Here is a 24,871-nt window from a genome sequence, read left to right on the forward strand (position 1 = left end):
ATTTGCTGGTCACTAAAATCTTTCCCCTGTTCCGCGACGTTATGACTTTCGCGGTTTGCCTGGTCGGGTTGGATGCCTGTCTGAATATACTCCGCGGGAGTTGGGGTAATTTGTAGAGCATCTATGAGTATAATTAAACAATACAGACGATGTCAGGACAAATGGTGGGCGCTGCCGCTTATCTTGCCGACACTGCTTTTACCGGTGGCGCGGGCCGCCAATACATTCGCCAGTCTTAACGGTCATACCGTTTTCCTCTACTATCTTCCGTTAGCGCTAGTGTTGAGCCTGATGCTGTTTTTCGGTTGGGCGGCACTGCCGGGGATCATTGTCGGGTTGCTGCTGACCGTCACGCGTGGCATGACGCTGGAGCAAACCATCGGCGTGCTGTTTCACTTCCTGATCCCCACCGTACTGTGTTGGGGCGGTTATCGTATTTTCGTGCCGCGCCGTCAGCAGATATCTCACGGTAATGTCTCTCTGATGCCGCAGCGGCTATTCTGGCAAATGTTGCTGCCTTCGGTGATTTTCCTCATCATTTCGCAGATTGCCGAGTATCTTGGTCTGCACCCCCGTGCGGCGGATCTGGTGGGGGCAAACCCATTTAGTTTACGCTCGCTAATCACTTTTCAGGCGTTGATGGTCGGTTGTCTGACCGGTGTGCCGCTGTGGTATTTTTTGATACGGGTTATTCGTAACCCGCTACATTTACGCGGTTTTATATCCCAGGTGTGTTTGCAAATTGGGCAGAAAATAAAGCCGACAGAAATTATTATTTGGTTAATGGCATTGTTAATAATACTCTTTTTATTATTCATGCCGTTAAATGCGAGTAGCACAATATTTAGCACAAATTATACATTGTCATTACTTATGCCGGTGATGCTGTGGGGCGCGATGCGTTTTGGCTACCGTTTTATTTCCCTGATATGGCCGCTAGTGCTCATTCTGGTTATTCATTTTCATTACAGCTACTTGCCCTCTTCACCGATCTACAATAACCAGTTGGCGATTACATCTTCGAGCTATCTGGTGTTCTCTTTTATTATCGCTTATATGGCGATGCTGGCGACGCAGCAGAGGACGATTCACCGTCGGGTGCGGCGGATGGCGTTTCTCGACCCGGTGGTTCATATGCCGAATTTACGCGCGTTAAGCCGGGCGTTGAACCATTCAACCTGGTCGGTACTGTGTTTTCTGCGTATGCCGGAGCTGGAACTGCTCGGGCGGCACTATGGCGTGTTGCTGCGGATCCAGTATAAGCAGCAGTTGGCGGAGTACCTGAGCGATGTGCTGCAGCCAAACGAAATGGTTTACCATCTTTCCGGTCATGACCTGGTCATGCGCCTGAATAGCGATGATCATCAAAAGCGTATTGCGATGCTGGATGAGAGGATTAAACAGTTTCGCTTTATCTGGGACGGCATACCGTTACAGCCACCGGTTGGGATCAGCTACTGTAATGTGCGTTCGCCGGTCAAACATCTGTATTTGTTGCTGGGCGAATTGAATAATATCGCCGATATGTCATTGGCCAGCGGACATCCGGAAAACGTGCAGCGGCGCGGCGCCGTTCATGTACAGCAGGGGCTGAAAAATAAAGTGGCGATGATGAACCAGATCCAGCAGGCGTTGGAGCAAAATCGTTTTCGCCTGATGGCGCAGCCAATTATTGGTATACGCGGCGACAGCTACCATGAAGTCTTGCTGAGAATGGTCGGCGAAAAGGGTGAGTTAATTGCGCCGGATAACTTCCTGCCCGCCGCTCACGAATTTGGCCTGGTCTCGCGCATCGACCAATGGGTCATCGAGAATACGCTGGCCTTTATGAATGAAAACCGGCGGGCGCTGCCGGGCATGCGTCTGGCGATCAATCTGTCGCCAGTGTCGGTCAGCCGCAGTCGCTTCCCGGATGAAGTGGAAGAGTTGCTGCGCCGTTACAATATCGAACCGTGGCAGCTGATTTTTGAGCTGACGGAAAACCACTCGTTGAGCAACCCGGAACAGGCGCGGCAAACGCTGGCGCGGTTGCAGGAGCTGGGATGTCGGGTGGCGATTGATGACTTTGGCACCGGCTATGCCAGCTATGCGCGGCTGAAAACCCTCAACGTCGATATGTTGAAAATTGACGGCAGTTTCATCCGCAATCTGGTCATCAGCAGCCTGGATTACCAGGTGGTGGCGTCGATTTGCCGGTTGGCGCAGATTAAACATATGCAGGTAGTGGCGGAATTTGTGGAATCGCCGGAGATTCGCCAGGCGGTGATATCGCTGGGAATCGACTATATGCAGGGATATGACATCGGCGAGCCAGCGCCGATTGAAGAACTTGTCAGCGCAGCGGCTGTCGCTTGAAACAAAACAGCCGGACGAGTGAACGTCCGGCTGTTATCGGCTGACGGGAATTAACGCTATGCTTCTTCTTCCGTGATTTTCAACAGCCACTCCGGCACGCCTTCCCAGTACTGTTGCTCTTTCTCCAGATCCAGCAGCACCAGCGCGTTCTGGCTAAACCAGTCGTGCGGGAAAACCAACGTCCAGTGGTGGGCCTCCGTCTTCAGCGTCAGCTTCGGTGGCGTGGTGGTCGCCTGGCGTTGGTTATTCAGCAGCACACCAAGGCGCAGCAACTGGATCAGCGGCAGGAACTGTTTTTTCTTAAACAACGTAAAGCGCGGCAAATCATCGAGCTTAATCGCCTTGCGGTGATAGCGCACCAGAGTGGCCATCAGCGTTTGTTGCTCCTGATTAAAGCCCGGCAGGTCGCTGTTTTGCAGAATATAGGCGGAATGGCGGTGCATGCCGCTGTGGTTAATGTTTAACCCTACTTCGTGCAACATCACCGCCCATTTCAGCAACGCTGAGAGATGCGGGTTAGCCAGTTTCGGATTTTGCTCCTGCCACTGTTCCAGCATCTGGGTGATGGTCTCCAGTACCCGACGCGCCTGTTCGCGGTCGATGTTGTATTGGTTGGCCAGGCTTTGCGCGGTACGGCTGCGAATGTCCTGATGGCGGAAACGGCCTTCCATCTCGTACAGCACGCCTTCGCGCAACGCGCCGTCGGACAGGCGAAGCTCTTTAATTGCCAGCGCATCAAATACGCCGCACAGAATAGCCAGCCCCGGCGCGAATACCGCTTTACGGTCTTCCGACAGGCCCGGCAGGCTTAACGAATCGAAGTTTTTATTCTTCAGCAGTTCGCTAACCAGCATTTCAAGGCGTTCCGGGGTAATAAAACCGTCTTTCTCGCCCATCGCCACCAGCACTTCCTGCGCGGCCTTGATGGTGCCAGAGGCGCCAAGCGCGACATTCCAGCCCTGAATGCGGAACTGCCACGCCAGCGTTTCCAGCTTCTGCACTGCCGCCAGACGCGCGCGCTGGAAGTTCTCTTTGTTGATGGTGCCGCCAGGGAAGTAGGCCTGAGAGAAACTTACACAGCCCATACGGCGGCTTTCTACCAGCCGGGGCTCGAAGTCTTCGCCGATCACCAGTTCAGTCGAACCGCCGCCGATATCGATAACCAGTTTGCGACCGCGCTCCGGCTGCGTATGTTCGACGCCCATAAAGATCAGACGCGCTTCTTCATTACCGGAGATTATCTCTATCGGATAGGGGATGACCTTTTCCGCACGCTTAAGAAAATCCGCTGCGTTGGCCGCCTGGCGTAGGGTGTGCGTCCCAACGATACACACGCTGGAGGGGGAGAACCCTTGCAGACGTTCAGCAAACAGCGACAGACAGTTCAGCCCGCGAGTCATCGCTTCTTCGCTCAACACCGAGTTTTCATCCAGGCCATCAGCCAGATGTACACGCTGCTTCAGGCGACCGATGATCTGCATTGCCCCGTCGACGACACGGGCGATCACCATATGAAAACTGTTCGAACCAAGGTCGACCGCAGCGAACTCCTGCGGCCGAGGGGTTTTTTCGTTTATTGGCATAGGTTAATCGGGTTGTTCGAGTGATTTGAGGTAATCGTAAATCGCCATCTGTGCGCGCACTTTACGGCGATTGCCGCGTGGCACATAGCGATTACTCAGTTCTTTATCAAGATAGCGCGCTTTTACGGTATCGTTAAACAGGATATCGAAAATATCCAATACGCGCTGCTTCAGACGCGGATCCAGCAGCGGCGCGGCGACTTCGATACGATAATCGATATTACGCGTCATCCAGTCGGCAGAGGATAACCACACCTGCTTATCGCCGCCGTTTTCAAAACAATAGACCCGATCGTGCTCAAGGAAACGGTCAACGATGCTAATGACGCGAATATTTTCGCTAATGCCCTCAAGACCAGGGATCAGCGAGCACATCCCACGGATAAGCAGGTTCACCGGTACACCCGAGCTGGACGCGGCATACAGCCTGTCCACCAGCCCTTTGTCGACCAGGTTATTTAATTTAAGCGTAATACCGGATGGTTGACCATTCTGCGCATTAGCGATTTCACGATCGATCATCTCATACAGCAGGCGGCGCGAGTTCTGCGGTGACACCAGCAGATAATCGAAATTGACCGGTCGGTACGGGTTCTCGATGAAGTTAAACACGCGACGCACTTCATTAGTGATACGCGCATCGGCGGTTAACAGCGAGTAGTCGGTGTAGATACGTGCGGTTTTCTCGTTGAAGTTGCCGGTGCCGATGTGGGCATAGCGCACCACCTCATCGCCTTCTTTGCGCGAAATGAGGAACAGCTTAGCGTGAATTTTCAGCCCTGGCGCCGAGAAAATGACGTGTACGCCAGCTTCGGTCAGACGCTTGGCCCAATGAATATTGGCCTCTTCATCGAAGCGGGCTTGCAGTTCGACGACGACGGTGACTTTTTTACCGTTGTGGGCGGCGTGGATCATTGAATCGATGATCCGCGAATCTTTCGCCACGCGGTAGATGTTGATTTTGATCGCCAGTACGCTTGGGTCGAACGACGCCTGACGCAGCAGTTCGAGTACGTGCTCAAAGGTGTGATACGGATAGTAGAGCAGCACGTCACGTTCGCGAATGGCATCAAAGCCGTTGCGGAATTTATCAAACCACAGATGGCGCAGGCGCGGCATCGGTTTGTTGACCAGATTGGCTTTGCCGACATTCGGGAAGCCGATAAAGTCTTTAAAGTTGTGGTAGCGGCCGCCTGGCAGCATTGAGTCGTAGTTGGAAATGGAGAGCTTATCGCGCAGCATTTCCACCATCGCATCCGGCATATCGCGCTGGTAAACAAAACGTACCGGCTCGGCGGTTAAACGCTGTTTCAGGCTGGAGGACATTAGCTCCATCAGGCTCGATTCCATTTCGTGTACCAGATCGTACTCGGCATCACGCGTCATTTTCATCGAGTAAGCGTTAAGGGCATCGTAGTCAAAGAAGCCCTTGAAGATATCATCCAGACAGTAACGCAGGATGTTATCTAATAAAATCATTGGTTTGCGGCGTCGCGGCGTTTCCGGCGGCAGGTTCACAAAGCGTGGAACCTTATCGGACGGAATTTCCAGCAGCGCGTAGTTGATGGTATCACCGCGGATAATCTCCACCGCCAGATAGGTGTAGTCATCTTTCAGGAACTGGACCAGATCCGTTTCGCGGTTAATCAGAATTGGCGAGATATGCTGGCGAAGATACTGTTTGAAGTAGTTACGTAGCCAGGACTGCTGATTGACGGAAAGCTGACGTTCGTTAATCAGGAAGATCTGATTACGCGCCATTTCCAGCAGCAGTTCATTGTAGAGACCATCAAACTCCTGGTCTGCTTTCAGCACACGAGCCTGAATTTTACCTAACAGGTGACGGGAATGGGCGGTACTGCCTTGTTCTTCACTGATAAGAATGCGCCGCTTAAGTTCCGCAAAACGCACTTTGTAAAACTCATCGAGGTTGTTGGAGTAAATTCCTAAGAAGCGCATGCGCTCGATGAGCGGGTTGCTTTTGTCCGCCGCTTCCTGAAGTACGCGCTCGTTAAAGGACAACCAGCTGAGTTCTTTTTCGATGTATAGCTTTTCCTGGCCCATTACAACTCACACTCCGGATCATTGACGTCGCTTTTTCATTATGGCGAGCTTTGCCATTGAATGTCCAACTATGTCAAAGCAATGTGACAGTTTTCTTTCAATAAGATGTACGGAAAAAGCGGACGCGTTCGTTTGCTTACGTTATGTTCAATCATCGGCAAAATGGAGGGCGAAACGATGTGGGAAACGCGGGCGCTGGAGCTTAACAATCAGGATATCTGGGATTGGTCGTCGGCCTGTCGGTTGATTGAATACGCGATTGAGCACGATTTTAATACCGTGGTAGTTGGTCAGGCGGAGTTGTTTGGCAAACTGGTTTCTCCGCAAGGTTATACGCCGTTCGACTACAACGATCGGCTATCGAGCCAGCAACGCGCGCGCTGTATCTATCTCAACCGCCTGGCGCTGCGCTGTCGCGAGCAGGGACTGCGGTTTTATCTGCAGGCGAAAGAGCTCGGTTTTCCCACTGAACTGTTGTTAGCGCATCCGGAGCTGCTGGATAATCCGCGCGGCGTGCGTTTCGATGTCGATTTCTGGAGCCGTTGGTTGACCGACAAGGTGCGTGCGGTATGCCTGGGCGTCCCGGCGCTTACCGGCCTGATTATCGCGCTCTCCAGCACCGACGGTTTATTGCCGATCTCCCGTCCGCAGTGGGACACGCAAAAGAACGATGGCCGCCAGCCGGCGCAAAGTTTCGTTCTCTATCGCCGCTGCTTTAACGCCTTAAGCCAGGCGGTGGCGGCGCAAAATAAGCATCTGGTGCTGCGGGTTTTCCCGGCCAGCAATGACGATCTTGGTACGGTACTGGACGCCATTGAGCCGTTACCGCCTGCGGTATCGGTATCGATTAAACTCACTCCGGAACGTTTCTGGCCTGCATTCCCCAATAATCCGGCGCTGTTGGCGGTGCAGGCGCGGGATGTGTGGGTCGATATTGATCTTGCCGGCGAGGAAGTGGGATGGGGGGTAATGCCGTTTCTGCGGATTGATGAACTGCAGGGGAGGCTGCTGTGGTGCCAGAGTCGGAACCCGCGCATTACCGGCGCTATCTGCAAAGCCAGTTGGGAAAGTATCGATAATCACTGGATCCCCGGTACGCTAAGCGAATGCAACCTGTTTGCCTGCAGCCAGCTATTAGGGGAAGGGGCGGCAAAGAATCAGCAGCAACTGCTCGGACAGTGGCTGGCGCAGCGCTACGGCTGGTGCCCGCAAACAAGCATGGCTCGGCAGTTCCAGCAGTTCCTTGAGCAGGCGACGCAGACGCTTTATCAGGCGATTTATGTACGCGATCATGTTTTCCATCGCCATAGTCAACTGCCGGAAAGCTACGGCCAGGCGGTATGGAGCCTGTATGGTCAACTGGCGCGCAGCCACTGGCTGCCGGGGTCGGCGCAGGATATTCATTTCACTCGTGACGATCCGCTAAAGTCGATGGCTAACCTCACGCAAATTGCGCAAGAAAAAGATGACGTGGCAAGCAGTGCGCAACGTTTATGCGAAGAGGCGCTGGCGTTTGCTCAAACGGCGGATTTCCCCGCCGCGCTGGCGCGTCAGTGGCGTGAAGAATGGCAGGGTTTAGCGCTCTATTGCCAGCTGTTTACTCATGCGCAGAAAGCCTTTTTCACCTTGCATTTCGCTCGCGAGGTGGAAAACAGCTGGAGCATGCGGGAGATTTGCCATATCAACGTGCAGGCGCTGTATCGTTGCGCATCGGAAATGGAAACGCTCTGTCAGCAGATGAGCGAGGCGTCGCCAGCGTTCTACGTGATGTTCGATCCGGGTCGGGTGCGCAGCCTGGCGAATAGCCTGAGCACCGAGCTGACGGCGCTCAGGTAGCGATACTACAGGGTACGGTGCAGCGCTTCCACCAGACACAGCATCGCCATTGCCTGGCCGTAGGGCATGGCGGTCAACGTGATGTTACGGTAGTGGTCGAGGTCGTTGCCCATCGCCGTGCCGAACGACACCTGCATCAGTTCCCCCTGCGGCGAGATATGTTCGACAATGCCCCGCCAGGCCCGTTCGGCAACCGGTAAAAACGTCTCGTCGAGGTAGCCGAGACGTACGGCCTTGAAGATGCCGGCGGCGAATCCCGCCGTTGCCGAAGCTTCCTGATAGCTCTCCGGGTCATTGAGTAGCGTTGGCCATAGCCCGTTTTCGCCCTGGTAGCGGGCAAGCGCGCTGACCTGAATCCGTAGCGTATTTTGCAGCTGGCGGTAAAAAGCGTCATGTTCGTCAAGATTAAGCATTTCCAGCAGCTCCGGGATTGCCAGCGTGATCCAGCTATTGCCGCGGGCCCACAGGGCGCCGGCGAAATGGTGTCTGCCCTCGAAATGCCAGCCGTGAAACCACAGGCCGCTCTGGCGGTCGCTCAAATAGTGCAGATGCTGCAAAAACTGAAATTTGGCTTCTTCTACCCAGCGTGGTTTATCAAACATCTTGCCGAGCATGGCCAGCGGCAGCACCGCCATCATCAACGTATCATCCCAAATCTGCTGATGATGCGTGTTCTCGTAGGTGACATGCTGTAGGCAACCTTCATCGGTGCGCGGCATCTGGCGGTAGATGGCGTCTCCCCAGCATTCCAGGTAGGCTCGCCAGTCGCTGCGCGGTTCCTGCTGATAGCGCAGCGCCAGCGTTAAGAACGGACAAGCCGTGTTGATATTCTTCTCCGGTGTACCTTCGGCGAAGCGGGTGCTGAACCAGTCGTCGATAAGCTGACGGGCGCGGGGAGAGCCGGTTAACTGCTGGTAGCGAAACAGTCCAAACAGGCCGATACCGTGCGTCCACTCCCAGCCTTCCCAGCTTTTGGTATCGATCACCCGTCCATCCTCCAGCCGCTGCAGATACTGGCCGCTATCGTCGGTAATTGCGGTTAGGTTATCGATCAGCGCGTCGATAAGCTGCAGGGTTTCAGGACGGTTGATTTTCTGCGACATAATGACTTCCTTGCGGTGAGCGGGCGGCAGCGTGCTGCCAGTGGCTGTTGTTGTGTGGGTGACCGGTAAGCAACTCAATGGTGTCGCGAGTCTGCGGACTGGCATCCTGCGGGTGGCCGCCGGCGCGCAGTCGTTCCAGTTCGTTAATCAGGATCTGATGGCGTGGTTGGTTTAAGCGGAAATGAAAAGCGCCGTACATCGCCAGGATTGCCAGCAGACCGGGGCCGACGAGGAACACCCACCAGATGCCGTTGAGGGCGGCGGTATTCTGCGCCGCCGCGCCTTTCGTGAAGCCAAACGCTTCCAGCGCCAGACCGACGATAAACAGCGCCAGCGCCTGGGAGAATTTGCGCGTGAGCATCATGACGCCAGCGTAAATCCCTTCGCGCCGTACGCCGGTATAGGCTTCATCGACATCCGGTAAAAAGTTGTAGACGTTCCAGGGAATCAAATAGGTACCGCCGCGAGCGATACCCATCACCATCGCACCGCCAAGCAGCAACCAGGAAAGGTGGCTGAAAGCGGCGGTGAGCTGACTGAACCACAGCAACGAGCAGATAATCAGCGTGATGGCCAGTTTATAGGCGTTGCTGTTGCCGATGCGGATGCACAGCCAGGTGAAGAAGGGGATAGCGAAGAACTGAAAGAGCGTCATCAGGCTCATCGCCTGTGAGGCCAGCGAGGTGCCGACGCGTAACACGTAGGTCATGTAGTGCATAAATAAGGAGCCGAAAATATCCAGCGCCACCGCGCCGCCGACGTACATCATGATATGGATGCGGAAGGTGCGCAGGCGGAAGGTCGAGGCCATTTCCCGATACAGCGAACGCAGGGTTTTACCCAACCCCTGTTGCGTCTGCGGCGGCGGTAGATTGTCGCGTTCCCAGGTACCTCGCCAGACGAAGATCCACGGCAGGGCGAAAAGCAGCGCAAAGATAATTCCGATATAGATAAACGCCTGCGATTTATCGGCGACATGAGCCATGATCTGCCCGGGAATTAGCGCGGCGAGAAAGGCCGTCGCCTGAGCGAACAGCATCCGCGCCCCGGACATCTTCGAGCGTAGATCGTAGCGTGTCGTCATCTCGGCTGGCAGCGTATCGTAAGGCACCATCAGCAGCGTGAAGACGGTGCTGAACAGCAGGTAGGTGCCAAGATACCAGGCATAGCCAAAACCACTTATCCACATCAGAGCGAAACAGAGCGACAGCGGCGCGCCGAGAATAAAGAAGATCCGCCGCCGCCCCCAGCGAGTGCGAATATTGTCGGTGATGTAACCCATTACCGGGTCGGTGATACCGTCCCAAATCTTGGCGATGGCGAAAATAGAGGCCGCCGCCGCGGGCGATAGCCCGGCGACCTCGATATAAAAGTAGAGCAGCCACAGGCCAGTGATGGTCATCGCGCCGCTGCCAAAAATATCGCCCATCCCCCAGCAGAGGATGTTGCGGGTTTTGACTTCTCGTTGTGGGGTTACTGTCCTCGTCATTGGAATTTCTCTTGTATAAGGAAAGTGAGGTTGCACAGTAAAAGAGGGGAAAGAAGGTGAAAATCCTGCTTGAGCGCTTTTCGCGCCGATCTGCGAGCGATATGCGAAATGGCGAGTAAATGAAATAAATCTCGTGATAGTTCTCACATTTCCCGTGACTGAAGAGACGCGGAATTGTGATAAAAGCGTGATTTTCGTTTTGGCAGGACATTAAATTTGCGTGTGCTATCACGTTTTATTGCCGGCCATAGAGGCGAATGTGAAACGGCCTGCAGATATTCTTGCGACTCCGATTTCCACCCTACGCGGTCCCCGGAAGGGATGTTGAGATAGCGTCTCCGTTGTTTCTCAGGACATGCTATGAACATTCAACTTTCGCACCGTCATCCGCATGCGGATGGCGTGACTCCCGATACCCAACTCTTTCAGCAGGCGCTGGACGAACTGGCGCAGGCCGGCGGCGGCACGCTGGTCGTTGATAGCGGCAGGTACGCGCTCGGCGGTTTGCGGATAGGATCGAATACCCGTCTGTGGCTGTCGCCGGGGGCCGAGCTTATCGTCAGTGAAAACTATGATGACTTTGCGCAGGCAACCGCGCTGAGCCGGGCAGAGTGCTCAGACCGCGCCTTTCTTTATGCCCTGGATGCGCAGAATATTACGATCTGCGGCGGCGGCGAGATTTACGGTAGCGCCGACGGCTGGTTCTCCGAAAGCGTCGATGAGATGGGCTATCGCACGCCGATCGCGGCGCGCCCGCGCATTATTTTACTGGAGGACTGCCGTCGGGTGAGGCTGGAGAATATCACCGTACGCCATGCGCCGATGTGGACTATCCATCTGGTCTCTTGCATTGGCGTGGCGATCGATGGCGTTACCGTCGATAACGATTTGACGATGGCGAATACCGACGCGTTGGATATCGACAGCTGCCAGCAGGTACATATCGCGAATAGCTATTTCAGCGCTGCGGATGACGCCATCTGTCTGAAAACGACCGCCAAGCCTGCGCGGATTCAGCGCCCGCTGCGGCAGGTGACCATCGTCAACTGTACGCTGCGCTCGAAAAGCTGCGCCTTTAAAATCGGCACTGAAACCTGGCAGGATATAGAAGATGTGCTGGTGAGTAACTGCGCCATTTTTGACTCCAATCGCGGAATCGGTCTGATATCCCGTGACGGCGGGCGATTGCGGCGCATGGTCTTTAGCGCCATTACGTTTGATTGCGTCAGCGCGCCGGCCTGTCACTGGGGCGAGGCGGATCCGGTATTTCTTTCCGCACGCCGTCGCGATCCGGCGATTGAGCCCGGTGAGATCTCGCAGATCCAGTTTCGCGGGCTGGTTGGCGAGTGTGAAGGCGCGATAAATCTGCACAGTGAAACACCCGGCAGGATCCAGCGCATTTTGTTTGACGGCGTGCAGCTTACCCAGAAGGCGAATCCGGCGGCGGAACAAGGGTTTTACGATGTACGCCCGCCGTGCAATCCGCAGTCGCCGACCGGGATGGGGATGGATAACGCCTGGTGTCTGAATCCGCAAAGCGGCCGCGCTTGGGGAGTGGAACCGTATCCCGGCGGTTTGCCGGTACTGTATGCCAACGGTGTGGCAGGCCTAACGTTGCGTGAGTTCGATTATCAGCGCCCTGTGCCGCTGCCGACACGCTGGAATGCGAAGGCGTTGTGTCTGGAAAATAGCGTCAGCTAAAAGGGGAACAGGGGATTGCCCCGGCGATGTCTCCGGGGCGCGACAAACTTATTCTTCGGCGGCATAGCCTTGTGGCGGTAGTTTTTGGTTATCCAGCCAGGCGTGGTTAGCTTCCATGCGCAGGCGGCCATCAACAAACCAACTCACCACCAGCGGGTAGATGTCGTGCTCCTGTGCCTGAACGCGGGCGGTGACGTCATCCTCGCTATCTTCCGCAAAGACCGGCACTCTGGCTTGCAAAATGACCGGCCCACCATCGAGTTCATCGGTGACGAAATGCACTGAGGTTCCGTGTTCGTCGTCGCCGTTTTCCAGCGCCTGACGATGAGTATAGAGCCCCGGATACTTCGGCAGCAGAGAAGGGTGGATATTCAGTAATCGCCCCTGGTAGCGGGCGACGAACGCCGGGCTGAGGATGCGCATGTAGCCTGCCAGCACCACCAGGTCAGGCTGGAAGGCGTCGATTTGCTGCATCAGCTCGCGATCGAACGCTTCCCGGCTATCGAAGGCTTTCATCGACAACGCAAAGGCCGGAATACCGGCCTCGCGGGCGCGTTCAAGGCCGAACGCGTCGGCCTTATTACTAAATACCGCACGCAGGGTGCCGTTGATTTGCTTCCGGGCGCAGGCATCGATAATCGCCTGCAAATTACTGCCGTTACCGGAAATCAGCACCACAATGTTTTTCATTCAATGACCACGCGTTGTTCGGAATCGGATGCCTTGATATAACCGATTTTCCACGCGTTTTCACCTTTCTCGTTCAGCAGGGCGATGGCTTTATCCGCCTCGGCTGCCGGCAGCGCGACCAGCATGCCGACGCCGCAGTTAAAGGTGCGGTACATTTCATGGCTGCTGACGTTACCGGCGGTTTGCAGCCAGTTGAAGACTTCCGGCCACTGCCAGGAAGACTCGTCGATCACCGCCTGGGTGTTGTCCGGCAGTACGCGCGGAATGTTTTCCCAGAAACCGCCGCCAGTCAGGTGGGCGATAGCGTGCACGTCAACGTTGGCAATCAGATCCAACACGGATTTGACATAGATGCGGGTCGGCGCCAGCAGGTGATCGGCCAGCGGTTTACCGTTGAGGTCGGCGGTTTGCGGGTCAACGCCGCTGACTTCGATAATCTTACGTACCAGCGAGTAGCCGTTAGAGTGCGGGCCGCTGGAAGCGAGCGCGACCAACACATCGCCGTCAGCGACTTTGCTGCCGTCGATGATTTCTGATTTTTCTACCACGCCGACGCAGAAACCAGCGACGTCGTAGTCTTCACCGTGGTACATCCCCGGCATTTCTGCCGTTTCGCCACCCACCAGCGCGCAACCGGACTGTAAGCAGCCTTCGGCGATGCCGTTGATGACGCTGGCTGCGGTGTCGACGTCCAGTTTACCCGTCGCGTAGTAGTCGAGGAAAAACAGGGGTTCGGCGCCCTGGACGACCAGGTCATTGACGCACATAGCGACCAGATCGATACCGATGGTGTCGTGACGTTTAAGGTCCATCGCCAGACGCAGCTTGGTGCCGACGCCGTCGGTACCGGAGACCAGCACTGGCTCGCGGTATTTCTGCGGCAGAGCGCACAGCGCGCCGAATCCGCCCAGTCCACCCATCACTTCCGGGCGACGGGTTTTCTTCACCACGCCCTTAATACGGTCGACGAGAGCGTTGCCTGCATCAATATCCACGCCGGCATCTTTATAGCTGAGAGAGGTTTTATCGGTCACTGCGAAGTCTCCACACATTTGCGGTAGCAAGAAAAATCGGCGCAATTCTAACAGGGAAAGCAAACGTTTGCGAGCCTGCTTTAGCGTCGGCGTAAAATACCCTATAGATGTACAAATTTGATACTGTTCACGAAAATGAAACCGGGTACAGTCTTCTGCTTGCCTCACCTTATACGAATGTCCATCATGCCACTGAAACCGGTTTCTTTTTATCGTTAAGCGATAATTCAGGACCTTAAATAGGGAGGGGGAGGGAAGTCGAAAATGAATATCGCCGCATTCGATATTGGCGGTACGGCGCTAAAGATGGGCGTGCTATCGCGCGAGGGCGCGATACTGGAAAAGGGAAAGCAGCCGATCGCTCATAGCGACGGTAAGCAGATCCTGGACGCGATGCTGGCGTGGATCGCCAGTCACCCGGCCTGTGAGGGGATCGCGATTAGCGCCCCCGGCTACGTTAACCCACATACCGGTTTTATCGCCATGGGCGGGGCTATCCGCCAGTTCGATAACTTTGCGATTAAAAGCTGGCTTGAAGCGAAAACCGGGCTGCCGGTGGCGATTGAAAATGACGCCAACTGCGTGCTGCTTGCCGAGCGCTGGCAGGGAAAAGCCGCCGAGATGGCGAACTTTCTGGTGCTAACCATCGGCACCGGCATTGGCGGCGCCATCTTTTGCAATAACCAACTGGTGCACGGCGCGCGTTTTCGCGCCGGCGAATTTGGCTATATGCAAACCGAGCGCTCCGGCGCGCGCGATCCCCGCTGCTACTCGATGAATGAAAACTGTACCCTGCGCGTATTGCGTCAGCGTTATGCGCAGCACCTTGGCCGCGCGCTGGAGGAAGTCAGCGGCGAGGAGATTTTCGACCGCTTTGGTACCGGCGACGCCGTGTGCCAGCGGCTGGTGGCCGAATTCCTCAACGGTCTCGGCGGTGGCCTGTATAACCTGGTCAATATTTTCGATCCGCAGACCATTTTTATCGGCGGCGGCATTGTTGAACGCCCGGGGTTCCTGACGCTGCTGCGTGAACACCTGAGTTGGTTCGGCATCGCCGACTATCTCGATATCGTCAGCCACGGCAACGATGCCGGGCTTATCGGCGCGGTTTACCACTTTAATCAGCAATCTCATTCGCCCAACGGCGATCGTCTATAGGGAGAGCATATGTCCGGATTCAAAGAAGGTTTTCTGTGGGGCGGCGCGGTCGCGGCGCATCAGTTGGAGGGCGGCTGGCAGGAAGGGGGCAAGGGAATTAGCGTGGCTGACGTGATGACCGCTGGCGCCCACGGCGTGCCGCGAACCATCACCGACGGCGTGTTGCCCGGCTATAACTATCCTAACCATGAGGCGATTGATTTTTATCACCGCTATAAAGAAGATATCGCGCTGTTCGCTGAATTGGGCTTCAAATGTTTCCGTACCTCTATCGCCTGGACGCGTATTTTCCCGCAGGGCGATGAGCTGGAAGCCAACGAGGCGGGCCTGCAATTCTATGACGATCTGTTTGATGAGTGTCTGAAATACGGTATTGAGCCAGTCATTACGCTCTCTCACTTCGAGATGCCTTACCATTTGGTGACCGAGTATGGCGGGTGGCGTAACCGTAAGCTGATCGATTTCTTCGTGCGTTTTGCCACGGTGGTGTTTACCCGCTATCAGCATAAAGTGAAATACTGGATGACCTTTAACGAGATCAACAACCAGGCCAACTTCCACGAAGATTTCGCCCCCTTTACTAATTCCGGGCTGAAGTATCAGCCGGGGGAAGACCGTGAGCCGGTGATGTATCAGGCGGCCCACTATGAGCTGGTGGCCAGCGCCCTGGCGGTGAAGGCGGCGCGCGACATCAATCCGGCCCTACGGATAGGCTGCATGATCGCCATGTGTCCTATCTACCCGCTGACCTGCGCCCCGGACGATATGATGATGGCGATGAACGCCATGCACCGTCGTTACTGGTTTACCGATGTTCACGTGCGCGGCCGTTACCCGCAGCATTTGCTCAACTACTTCGAGCGTCGCGAATTTAAGCTGGATATTACCGAGGAGGACCGGCAGGCGCTGGCGCAGGGCGGTGTCGACTATATTGGCTTTAGCTACTATATGTCGTTTGCCACTAAAGCGACTGAGGATAATCCGCAGCTGGATTATGACGAAAGCACCAGCCTGGTTTCCAACCCGTACGTGAAGAAATCCGATTGGGGCTGGCAAATTGATCCGGTCGGCCTGCGCTATTCGCTCAACTGGTTCTGGGATCACTATCAATTGCCGTTGTTTATCGTTGAGAACGGCTTCGGCGCTATCGACGTGCGTGAAGCTGACGGTAGCGTTGATGACTCATATCGTATTGATTATCTCAGCGCGCATCTCGCTGAGATGAAAAAGGCGGTGGTGGAAGACGGTGTCGATCTGATGGGGTATACCCCGTGGGGCTGCATCGATCTGGTCTCCGCCGGCACCGGCGAGATGAAAAAGCGCTACGGATTTATCTTTGTTGATAAAGATAACGAAGGTCACGGCACGCTGGCCCGTAGCCGAAAAAAATCTTTTGCCTGGTATCGGCAGGTCATTGCCAGTAACGGCGAACGTCTATAATTGCCGGGTAAGCGTTAGCGCCGCCCGGTAAGACACCTCATCCTAAGCCGGAGCTCGTCTCCGGCTTTTTTGTCTCTAAATCATTTTGTTTGATATACGTCAAGCAAGATGGGTATGGCGCAATCCGCAAAAAGCGGTATAATCCGGCGATTTTTTTTGTGGCTGCCCCTCAGAGGAGAAAGAGAATGAAGATCGTGGAAGTGAAACATCCACTCGTCAAACACAAGCTGGGCCTGATGCGTGAGCATGACATCAGTACTAAACGCTTCCGTGAACTCGCCTCAGAGGTTGGTAGCTTACTGACCTACGAAGCAACCGCCGATCTCGCGACCGAGCGAGTGACCATCGAAGGTTGGAACGGCCCGGTTGAAGTTGAGCAGATCAAAGGTAAGAAAATTACCGTGGTGCCAATTTTGCGTGCCGGTCTGGGTATGATGGAAGGCGTGCTGGAGCACGTGCCGAGCGCGCGTATCAGCGTTGTCGGCATCTACCGCGATGAAGAAACACTGGAGCCGGTACCTTACTTCCAGAAGCTGGTTTCTAACATTGATGAGCGTATGGCGCTGGTGGTTGACCCTATGCTGGCAACCGGCGGTTCAATGATCGCGACCATCGACCTGCTGAAAAAAGCGGGCTGCACCAGCATTAAGGTGCTGGTTCTGGTTGCGGCGCCGGAAGGCATTGCCGCGCTGGAGAAAGCGCACCCTGACGTGGAGCTGTACACCGCGTCCGTCGATCAGGGCCTCAATGAGCACGGATACATTATTCCGGGCCTCGGCGATGCCGGTGATAAGATTTTTGGTACCAAGTAAATGATGAAGTGATAAAAAGCCGACTTTGATAGTCGGCTTTTTTTTGAATAAATCACGCCCACAACAAATAACAAACGACTCGCAGAGGAAAACATTATGACGCGCCGTGCTATCGGGGTGAGTGAAAGACCGCCGCTTTTACAGACAATCCCGCTTAGTTTGCAACATCTGTTCGCCATGTTTGGCGCAACGGTTCTGGTGCCTATCCTGTTTCATATCAACCCGGCTACCGTGCTGCTGTTTAACGGTATCGGTACGCTGCTGTACCTCTTTATCTGTAAAGGCAAAATTCCGGCCTATCTGGGGTCAAGCTTCGCCTTTATTTCCCCGGTGCTGCTGCTGTTGCCGTTGGGTTATGAAGTGGCGCTGGGCGGTTTCATTATGTGCGGCGTGCTGTTCTGCATCGTCTCCTTTATTGTCAAAAAAGCCGGTACCGGCTGGCTGGATGTGATGTTCCCGCCGGCGGCGATGGGCGCAATCGTTGCGGTTATCGGCCTTGAATTGGCTGGCGTCGCGGCGAATATGGCCGGTCTGCTGCCCGCTGACGGCCAGTCGCCTGACAGCAAAACCATTATTATTTCGATGGTCACTCTGGGGGTGACGGTCTTTGGTTCTGTGCTGTTCCGCGGTTTCCTGGCGATTATCCCGATTCTTATTGGCGTGCTGGTGGGCTATGCGCTCTCCTTTGTGATGGGCGTTGTCGATACCACGCCGATCGCCGAAGCGCACTGGTTTGCCTTGCCCACCTTCTATACTCCGCGTTTTGAATGGTTCGCCATCTTCACAATTCTGCCTGCCGCGCTGGTGGTTATCGCCGAGCACGTCGGTCACCTGGTGGTGACGGCTAATATCGTCAAGCGCGATCTGATTCGCGACCCCGGCCTGCACCGTTCGATGTTTGCCAACGGTCTGTCGACCATTGTCTCCGGCTTCTTTGGCTCGACGCCGAACACCACCTATGGCGAAAACATCGGCGTGATGGCGATTACCCGCGTATACAGTACCTGGGTTATTGGCGGCGCGGCGATTATCGCTATTCTGCTCTCCTGCGTCGGCAAGCTGGCGGCGGCGATTCAGATTATCCCGGTTCCGGTGATGGGCGGCGTCTCTCTGCTGCTGTACGGGGTGATCGGAGCTTCCGGTATCCGCGTGCTGATCGAATCGAAAGTCGACTACAGCAAAGCGCAAAACCTGATTTTGACCTCGGTTATCCTGATTATCGGCGTTAGCGGCGCGAAAGTGCATATTGGCGCGGCGGAGCTGAAAGGGATGGCGCTGGCGACTATCGTCGGCATCTGTCTGAGCCTGATCTTCAAGCTGATCAACGTCCTGCGTCCGGAAGAAGTGGTTCTGGATGCCGCGGATAGCGAAGAAGCAAAATAACGATCCTGAGAGCGGGCAGCGATCCTGCCCGGTTCTCTCCTGACCTAAAACTGTGTTAAACTCATCGCGTTTTTCTGTAAGCCTATGTTGAGGTCCATCTGAACGCTCCGGCACAGCTCTCTTTGCCACTGTATCTTCCTGACGACGAAACCTTTGCGAGTTTCTGGCCGGGTGATAATCCTTCCCTACTTGCTGCTCTCCAGAATGTGCTGCGGCAGGAACACAGCGGATACATCTATATCTGGTCACGCGAGGGCGCGGGGCGTAGCCATCTGCTGCATGCCGCCTGCGCCGAGCTATCCCAGCGCGGTGATGCCGTTGGTTATGTGCCGTTGGATAAGCGTACATGGTTCGTGCCGGAAGTGCTGGATGGCATGGAGCAACTGGCGCTGGTATGTATCGATAATATCGAATGCGTGGCAGGGGATGAACCCTGGGAAATGGCGATCTTCAATCTCTATAATCGAATTCTCGAATCCGGAAAAACTCGCCTGCTGATCACCGGCGACTGCCCGCCGCGGCAATTGAACCTTGGCCTGCCGGATCTCGCCTCGCGTCTTGATTGGGGGCAGATCTACAAACTGCAACCGCTGTCGGATGAAGACAAGCTGCAGGCGTTGCAGCTGCGCGCCAGACTGCGCGGCTTCGAGATGCCGGAAGACGTTTGTCGTTTCCTGCTTAAGCGACTGGATCGCGAGATGCGTTCGCTATTTATGACCCTCGATCAGCTCGATCATGCGTCGATTACCGCTCAACGCAAGCTAACGATCCCGTTCGTTAAAGAGATCCTTAAGCTCTAAGCCGAAGGTTGCGCTAGCTCCTGTTCCGCCAAACCCGTCAACTGTGCCACCAGCGCGGGAGCGAGGCCGTTGTTTAACATCACGGCGGCGATGCGCAGCGCTTCCTCTTTACGGCCTTCCGTTAGACCCTCTTGTCGACCCTGAATGAGTCCGCGTTCCAGTCCCTGCTGTTCAAGATATTCAGCAATCGTCATTAACGTCTCCTTGTGCTGCGGCGTACGGCGCGCCAGCTCGCGAATAAACTTTACCGGTTCGTGGGTGTTGCCCGCCAGTACCAGGTAGTGCATCAGCGCCTGCACCTGTGTTTCTGTTGCTAATCCCGTCAATAATAATGCGCCCAGTTTGTCGAGTAACTGCGCGAGATCGCGTTGTCGAATATGTTTTTGTAGTAATTCCAGCGTCGCCATGCGCTGGTGGGTCGCAATTTCATCATCCGGTATGATGGTGATATCCGCCAGCGGAAATTCGCCGTGGTAGAGGTGGGTTGCCACCTCCGGGGCGGCAAACTCATCCAGCCAGCGCATGGAGAACGGGTAGGGGCTTACCAGACCGTGGTAGAAAAGAATAGGGATTACTAACGGGAGCTTATCGTGTCCGGCATCAAGGTGACGTTGCATTGCGGCCACGGCATAGCGCATCAGACGAAAGGCCATGTGTCGATCAGGGCTGCTTTGGTGTTCGATCAGGGCGTAAATATAGCCCTCGCCAGCGGTGGTTTGCAGCGAGTAGAGAATATCGGAATAGTAAGGTCTCAGATCTTCTTCAACAAAATTGCCTGATTCTAAATGTAGCGTATGCAGATCGCAGATTTCCTGAAGCAGTTCAGGAAGATAAATCTGCAGAAAGTCGCGCGCGGTATCCGGATGAGAGAGGTAGGTTTTGAATACTGCGTCATGCGGCGTGGAAGGGGCTTTTTTCATTGGCAATCCGTCCAGTGGATAGAGGTGATGGACGGACAGTAGCACCGCTATTCTGGCGTCGGGGATTTGCGCGCCAATTCTGGAAGCAGCCGCGAGAAAAATTGCGCCGCGGGCAAGGCCGGCGGCGCGTGAGGTTTAATTGACGATTTCCAGCACCTGTTCCGGCGGTCGCCCGATGCGCGCCTGGCCGTGGCTGACGACGATGGGGCGCTCGATCAGTTTCGGGTTATCCACCATCGCTTTAATCAACGCCTCTTCGCTGAGCTGCGGGTCGGCGAGATTGAGCGACTTATACAGATCTTCTTTCTGGCGCATCAATTCACGAGCGCTAACCATATTCAGCATCTTAAGCAGCTGACGCAGCGTCGCGGCATCCGGCGGCGTTTCCAGGTACAGCACCACTTCAGGGTCGATGCCGTTAGCCTTCAATAGGCTGAGCGTATCGCGGCTCTTTGAACAGCGTGGGTTGTGATAAATTTTTACCGCGTCAGACATGAGGTCTCCTTACGATTTCTGATAGGGGCGGAATCTTTCCTGCAGCTGGCGCAGCTGATCGATACGCGCATCGTAGCGCGCCTGCTGCAAACTGCCCAATTTCACTTGCGCACTTGCGCCACTCAACAGGGATATAGCCTGGTCGAGTCTTCCAACCAGCGCCATCCCTTCGGCTCGCGCCGCCAGTTCCTGGTCGCGATGACCCAACGCAGCTTCCGCCTGCGCCAGCAAATCCCAACCGTTGCTGTCATCTTTATTATTAAAGGTGTAGCGATTGAGAATGGTGGCGGCTTCAGCGGGTTGCCCGCCCTGCACATAGGCGTTGGCGAGGTTTAACTGCAGCACCGGATCCGTGCGGATCTCTTTGGCGTTTTTCAGACGGTTAATCGCGTCAGTGGTCTTTTTCTGTCCAAGATCGATATCGGTGGCAAGATCAAGATACCAGGCATTTTGCGGGTCGGCGCTCAGCAGAGGCTGTAGCGTTTTCCGCGCCTGATCGTAGCTGTTACTCTCCATTGCCAGCAACGCGCGGCCATATTGCGCGGCGTGCTGTTCGCGGATATTTCCCTTCGACCAGGCATCAAGCAGGTCGCTACCGAGCTTATTTTGCCCGGAGTTGTACATACCGAGGGTACGGGCCTTGGCGAGATAGAAATCAGCGGAGGACTGGACGACGACCGGGCTCATCTGGTTGGCGCGGTTACGGGCATCAGCCAGACGGCTCTCAGGCAAGGGGTGCGTCAGCAGCATTTCCGGCGGACGGGAAGAATAACGTGATTCATCGAGCAGTTTGCCCATAAACGCGGGCATCGCCTGGGGATCGAACCCGGAGCGTTGCAGCACCTGAATACCGATACGGTCGGCCTCTTCCTCATTCTGCCGGGTGAAGCTAATCATCCCTTGCTGCGTGCCGGCAAGGGTGCCGGTCAACGCCGCCATCCCCGCCTGCGGGCTGGCCATCGCCAGAAGAATTGAGCCCAGCGCGCCAACCCAGGTCAGCGGCGCGCTACGTTTTTGGTCTTCCATGGCGCGCGCCAGGTGGCGTTGAGTAACGTGCGAGATTTCGTGCGCCATGACCGACGCCAGCTCGCTTTCGTTATCGGCGTAACGGAACAGCGCTGAGTGCAGCACCACGTTGCCGCCGAAGAAAGCAAAGGCATTAATCTGATCGTTGTTAATCAGATAAAAGTGGAACGGCGTGCGCACGGAGTTAGCGTGAGCGACCAGGCGCATGCCCAATCCGTTAATATATTGCACCAGCAACGGGTCGTTAATCAGCGGCGCGCTGCCGCGCAGCTGGCGCACGTAGTAATCCCCCATTTGCATTTCCTGACCAATGGAAAGCGTGCTTCCTGCCGAGGTGCCCATATCCGGCAGGGTATCCGCCGAGTCAGCAGCAGCAGGTAATATCGTCCCCAGCGTCAGCGATGCGACGATGGCGGCCACCAGCGTTTTCTTTAACTGCCTGAACATAACCTCTGTCCTGTAATGTGGGTGTGCCAGTTTGACCGATTGCGCGGCCTAATGTTCCCGGACCGCAGACTCTGCGAGTTTAGCTGTCGTTGAGAGCGTTGAAAATATGATATTCGCACAGTTGTGTCTGTTTGTGGCGTAGCCAATAAAAAGCGAAGTCTTTTTTGTGACACTTAGATACAATTCTTCGGATTGTTGCGATTTGCGCTTCAGGGAAGGTTTTATGCTTGAGATGTTAATGCAGTGGTATCGCCGTCGATTCAGCGATCCGGAGGCGATAGCGCTGCTGGTGATTTTGCTGGCTGGCTTCGGCATTATGTTCTTTTTCAGCGGCCTGCTGGCGCCGCTGCTGGTGGCCATCGTGCTGGCCTATCTGCTGGAGTGGCCGACTATTCGCCTGGAGCGTATTGGTTTGTCGCGTACCTGGGCGACGTCGCTGGTATTGGTGCTGTTCGTCGGTATTTTACTGCTGATGGCGTTTGTTGTGATGCCGGTGGCCTGGCAGCAGGGGATTAATCTCATCCGCGATATGCCGGGAATGCTCAACAAGCTTTCTGATTTCGCCGCCACGCTGCCGCGACGCTACCCGGCGCTGATGGACGCCGGTATCATTGATGCGATGGCCGACAATATGCGCAATCGTATGTTGACCGTCGGCGATTCGGTGGTGAAGTATTCGCTCGCCTCACTGGTAGGGTTGCTGACGCTGGCAGTCTATCTGGTGTTAGTGCCGCTGATGGTCTTCTTCCTGCTAAAAGATAAGCAGCAGATGCTGAATGCCGTGCGTCGTATCCTGCCGCGTAATCGCGGCCTGGCGGGGCAGGTGTGGAAGGAGATGAACCAGCAGATCACCAACTATATCCGCGGTAAGGTGCTGGAGATGATTGTCGTCGGCGTCGCCACGTGGATCGGCTTCATCCTTTTTGGTCTCAACTACTCGTTGCTGCTGGCGGTGCTGGTAGGCTTCTCGGTGCTGATCCCCTATATCGGCGCGTTTGTGGTGACCATTCCGGTCGTTGGCGTGGCGCTGTTCCAGTTTGGCGCTGGCACCGAGTTCTGGAGCCTGTTTGCGGTGTATCTGATTATCCAGGGGCTGGATGGCAACCTGTTGGTGCCGGTGCTGTTCTCGGAGGCGGTAAATTTGCATCCGTTGGTTATCATTCTATCGGTGGTGATTTTTGGCGGGCTGTGGGGCTTCTGGGGCGTCTTCTTCGCTATTCCGCTCGCCACGCTGATTAAAGCGGTGGTGCATGCCTGGCCGGATGGGATGGTTATCGAAGACGACTGACGCGCAGGGTTGCGCGGGTAGGATCAAAAAAGATGCCGGGCGAGGTATGACCCCCCGGCATCTTTCATTCAACCGTTACGCGCTTTCTTTCAGCCAGTTCAGCACCACGTCGTGGTGATTGCTGGTTTTGAAGTTATCAAACACATGTTCGATTTTGCCATCGGCGTCGACGAGGAAGCTAATACGGTGAATACCGTCGTAGGTTTTCCCCATAAAGGATTTTTCGCCCCAGACGCCGAACTGTTCGCAGACCTGATGATCTTCATCAGACAACAGCGTAAAGTTCAGCAGCTCTTTTTCGGCGAAACGGGACAGCTTTTCTGGTTTATCGGTGCTGATACCCAGAACTTCCACGCCCGCTTTTTTCAGGTCGTCCATATTATCGCGCAAACCGCACGCCTGTACGGTGCAGCCCGGGGTCATGGCTTTCGGGTAAAAATAAACCAGAACACGCTGTCCCTGGAAGTCGGTTAAATTTACTTCCTCGCCGTCCTGGTCCGGTAAGCTAAATTTCGGTGCAATATCACCGGCTTTCAGTGGGGTCATTAGTTAAACTCCATCCTGTTCTTCATGCTGTGAATAATTAACGATGTTAATACTGCCTTGTGCGCTCAGTTCTGTACATAGCGCTTTGAACGCTTGCTCGATATTTGTCGTGTTTTGCGAGGCAGGACTGTGAGCGGTAATCTGAATAAATAGCTGAGCGGCGTCTTTATCATCCCCTGGTTGGGTACGGGAGACCAGTTCGGCGATATTCATATTCCACGTGTCGCACAGCGCGGTAAAGCGCTCGATGATGTGCGGTGAGTCCGGTACCTCTACCTGGATCCACACGGTATTGGGCATCGCCTGCGGCGGCCGGGCGGAGGTGCGCTTCATTACGATCAGCAAATCCAGCTCGGCTCCTTTTAACGGCAGCGTTGATTCGATCAGGTTAATCGCGTTCCACGAGCCGGAAAGCAGCATAATAAACGTGAACTCATCGCCGAGCATGGCCAACCGGCTGTCTTCAATGTTACAGCCGCAGCTGCTGACGTGGCGAGTGATTGTGTTTACGATGCCGGGGCGGTCTGCGCCCAGAGCGGTAATCACCAGATAGTGTTGTAATGAGGCTGTCAAACCTGTTCTTCCTTTAAAAAGGTGAGGTAACATTAGGAAAGCATAAAAAAAACCAGCGTACAACATCCCAGATGGCGTTGGGTCTCTTGCTTTTATTGCAGCACCAAACGTAACATTGAGAATCTTGT

20 protein-coding genes are annotated in these 24,871 nt (G+C 55.1%); 9 read left to right on the forward strand and 11 right to left on the reverse strand.

The genetic code is table 11. From position 1 onward, the window contains the following. The first annotated feature begins 123 nt into the window (after positions 1-123). On the forward strand, positions 124-2,355 hold the full coding sequence (locus tag PYR66_06230) for an EAL domain-containing protein (protein ID WEF29312.1): 2,232 nt from the start codon (positions 124-126) through the stop codon (positions 2,353-2,355). Between the two features lie 56 nt (positions 2,356-2,411). Here PYR66_06230 and ppx read toward each other — a convergent pair whose 3' ends face one another. Together ppx and ppk1 are read right to left on the reverse strand one after the other, a co-directional pair. Beyond that, positions 2,412-3,938, reverse strand: a complete 1,527-nt coding sequence (gene ppx / locus PYR66_06235; protein ID WEF29313.1) for an exopolyphosphatase — start codon at positions 3,936-3,938, stop codon at positions 2,412-2,414. A gap of 3 nt (positions 3,939-3,941) precedes the next feature. Further along, positions 3,942-6,002 carry a polyphosphate kinase 1 gene (ppk1, locus tag PYR66_06240; GenBank protein WEF29314.1) on the reverse strand — a complete coding sequence of 687 codons (2,061 nt, stop codon included), beginning with the start codon at positions 6,000-6,002 and terminating at the stop codon, positions 3,942-3,944. Between the two features lie 177 nt (positions 6,003-6,179). On the opposite strand from ppk1, the gene PYR66_06245 reads away from it, so the two are divergent. Beyond that, complete coding sequence (locus tag PYR66_06245; GenBank protein ID WEF29315.1) at positions 6,180-7,838, forward strand: hypothetical protein; 1,659 nt, start codon at positions 6,180-6,182, stop codon at positions 7,836-7,838. Positions 7,839-7,843: 5 nt separating this feature from the next. Here the strand turns inward: PYR66_06245 and PYR66_06250 are convergent, their stop codons facing one another. Next, the gene (locus PYR66_06250) at positions 7,844-8,941 is read right to left on the reverse strand and encodes a glycoside hydrolase family 88 protein (protein ID WEF29316.1); all 1,098 of its coding nucleotides are present in this window, start codon (positions 8,939-8,941) and stop codon (positions 7,844-7,846) included. Then, positions 8,916-10,370, reverse strand: coding sequence for an MFS transporter (locus tag PYR66_06255; GenBank protein ID WEF30370.1), 1,455 nt, complete (start codon positions 10,368-10,370; stop codon positions 8,916-8,918). The genes PYR66_06250 and PYR66_06255 overlap by 26 nt, the downstream gene beginning before the upstream one ends. Positions 10,371-10,790: 420 nt before the next feature. Between PYR66_06255 and PYR66_06260 the strand changes: the two genes are divergently transcribed. Then, a complete protein-coding gene (locus tag PYR66_06260; protein WEF29317.1) occupies positions 10,791-12,131 on the forward strand; it encodes a glycosyl hydrolase family 28 protein in 1,341 nt (446 codons plus the stop codon). 48 nt (positions 12,132-12,179) lie between these two features. Here PYR66_06260 and purN read toward each other — a convergent pair whose 3' ends face one another. Then, the gene (gene purN / locus PYR66_06265; GenBank protein WEF29318.1) at positions 12,180-12,821 is read right to left on the reverse strand and encodes a phosphoribosylglycinamide formyltransferase; all 642 of its coding nucleotides are present in this window, start codon (positions 12,819-12,821) and stop codon (positions 12,180-12,182) included. Further along, complete coding sequence (purM, locus tag PYR66_06270) at positions 12,818-13,855, reverse strand: phosphoribosylformylglycinamidine cyclo-ligase (GenBank protein ID WEF29319.1); 1,038 nt, start codon at positions 13,853-13,855, stop codon at positions 12,818-12,820. The genes purN and purM overlap by 4 nt, the downstream gene beginning before the upstream one ends. A 264-nt stretch (positions 13,856-14,119) precedes the next feature. Between purM and PYR66_06275 the strand changes: the two genes are divergently transcribed. From PYR66_06275 to PYR66_06295, 5 genes are all read left to right on the forward strand, one after another. Then, complete coding sequence (locus PYR66_06275; protein ID WEF29320.1) at positions 14,120-15,013, forward strand: ROK family protein; 894 nt, start codon at positions 14,120-14,122, stop codon at positions 15,011-15,013. 9 nt (positions 15,014-15,022) lie between these two features. Beyond that, positions 15,023-16,453 (forward strand): 6-phospho-beta-glucosidase, encoded by a 1,431-nt coding sequence (locus PYR66_06280; GenBank protein ID WEF29321.1) that lies wholly within the window; start codon positions 15,023-15,025, stop codon positions 16,451-16,453. Positions 16,454-16,638: 185 nt separating this feature from the next. Continuing rightward, entirely contained in the window at positions 16,639-17,265 is a 627-nt protein-coding gene (gene upp, locus PYR66_06285; protein WEF29322.1) for a uracil phosphoribosyltransferase, read from the forward strand. A 96-nt stretch (positions 17,266-17,361) separates the two neighbouring features. After that, positions 17,362-18,648 carry a uracil permease gene (uraA, locus tag PYR66_06290; GenBank protein WEF29323.1) on the forward strand — a complete coding sequence of 429 codons (1,287 nt, stop codon included), beginning with the start codon at positions 17,362-17,364 and terminating at the stop codon, positions 18,646-18,648. A 98-nt stretch (positions 18,649-18,746) separates the two neighbouring features. Then, positions 18,747-19,448, forward strand: a complete 702-nt coding sequence (locus PYR66_06295; protein WEF30371.1) for a DnaA inactivator Hda — start codon at positions 18,747-18,749, stop codon at positions 19,446-19,448. Here PYR66_06295 and PYR66_06300 read toward each other — a convergent pair. From PYR66_06300 to bepA, 3 genes are all read right to left on the reverse strand, one after another. Further along, a complete protein-coding gene (locus PYR66_06300) occupies positions 19,445-20,368 on the reverse strand; it encodes an Rpn family recombination-promoting nuclease/putative transposase (GenBank protein ID WEF29324.1) in 924 nt (307 codons plus the stop codon). The genes PYR66_06295 and PYR66_06300 overlap by 4 nt on opposite strands. A 135-nt stretch (positions 20,369-20,503) precedes the next feature. Continuing rightward, positions 20,504-20,863 carry an arsenate reductase (glutaredoxin) gene (gene arsC / locus PYR66_06305; protein ID WEF29325.1) on the reverse strand — a complete coding sequence of 120 codons (360 nt, stop codon included), beginning with the start codon at positions 20,861-20,863 and terminating at the stop codon, positions 20,504-20,506. A 9-nt stretch (positions 20,864-20,872) separates the two neighbouring features. After that, positions 20,873-22,336, reverse strand: coding sequence for a beta-barrel assembly-enhancing protease (gene bepA, locus PYR66_06310; protein ID WEF29326.1), 1,464 nt, complete (start codon positions 22,334-22,336; stop codon positions 20,873-20,875). 223 nt (positions 22,337-22,559) lie between these two features. Between bepA and PYR66_06315 the strand changes: the two genes are divergently transcribed. Beyond that, the gene (locus PYR66_06315; GenBank protein ID WEF29327.1) at positions 22,560-23,624 is read left to right on the forward strand and encodes an AI-2E family transporter; all 1,065 of its coding nucleotides are present in this window, start codon (positions 22,560-22,562) and stop codon (positions 23,622-23,624) included. 75 nt (positions 23,625-23,699) lie between these two features. Here the strand turns inward: PYR66_06315 and bcp are convergent, their stop codons facing one another. Both bcp and PYR66_06325 read right to left on the reverse strand, forming a co-directional pair. Then, positions 23,700-24,170 carry a thioredoxin-dependent thiol peroxidase gene (bcp, locus tag PYR66_06320; GenBank protein ID WEF29328.1) on the reverse strand — a complete coding sequence of 157 codons (471 nt, stop codon included), beginning with the start codon at positions 24,168-24,170 and terminating at the stop codon, positions 23,700-23,702. A gap of 3 nt (positions 24,171-24,173) precedes the next feature. Beyond that, positions 24,174-24,743 (reverse strand): glycine cleavage system transcriptional repressor, encoded by a 570-nt coding sequence (locus tag PYR66_06325; GenBank protein ID WEF29329.1) that lies wholly within the window; start codon positions 24,741-24,743, stop codon positions 24,174-24,176. Positions 24,744-24,871 lie beyond the last annotated feature (128 nt).

It is taken from the genome of Klebsiella aerogenes (genome assembly GCA_029027985.1).
GTDB lineage: Bacteria > Pseudomonadota > Gammaproteobacteria > Enterobacterales > Enterobacteriaceae > Klebsiella > Klebsiella aerogenes_A.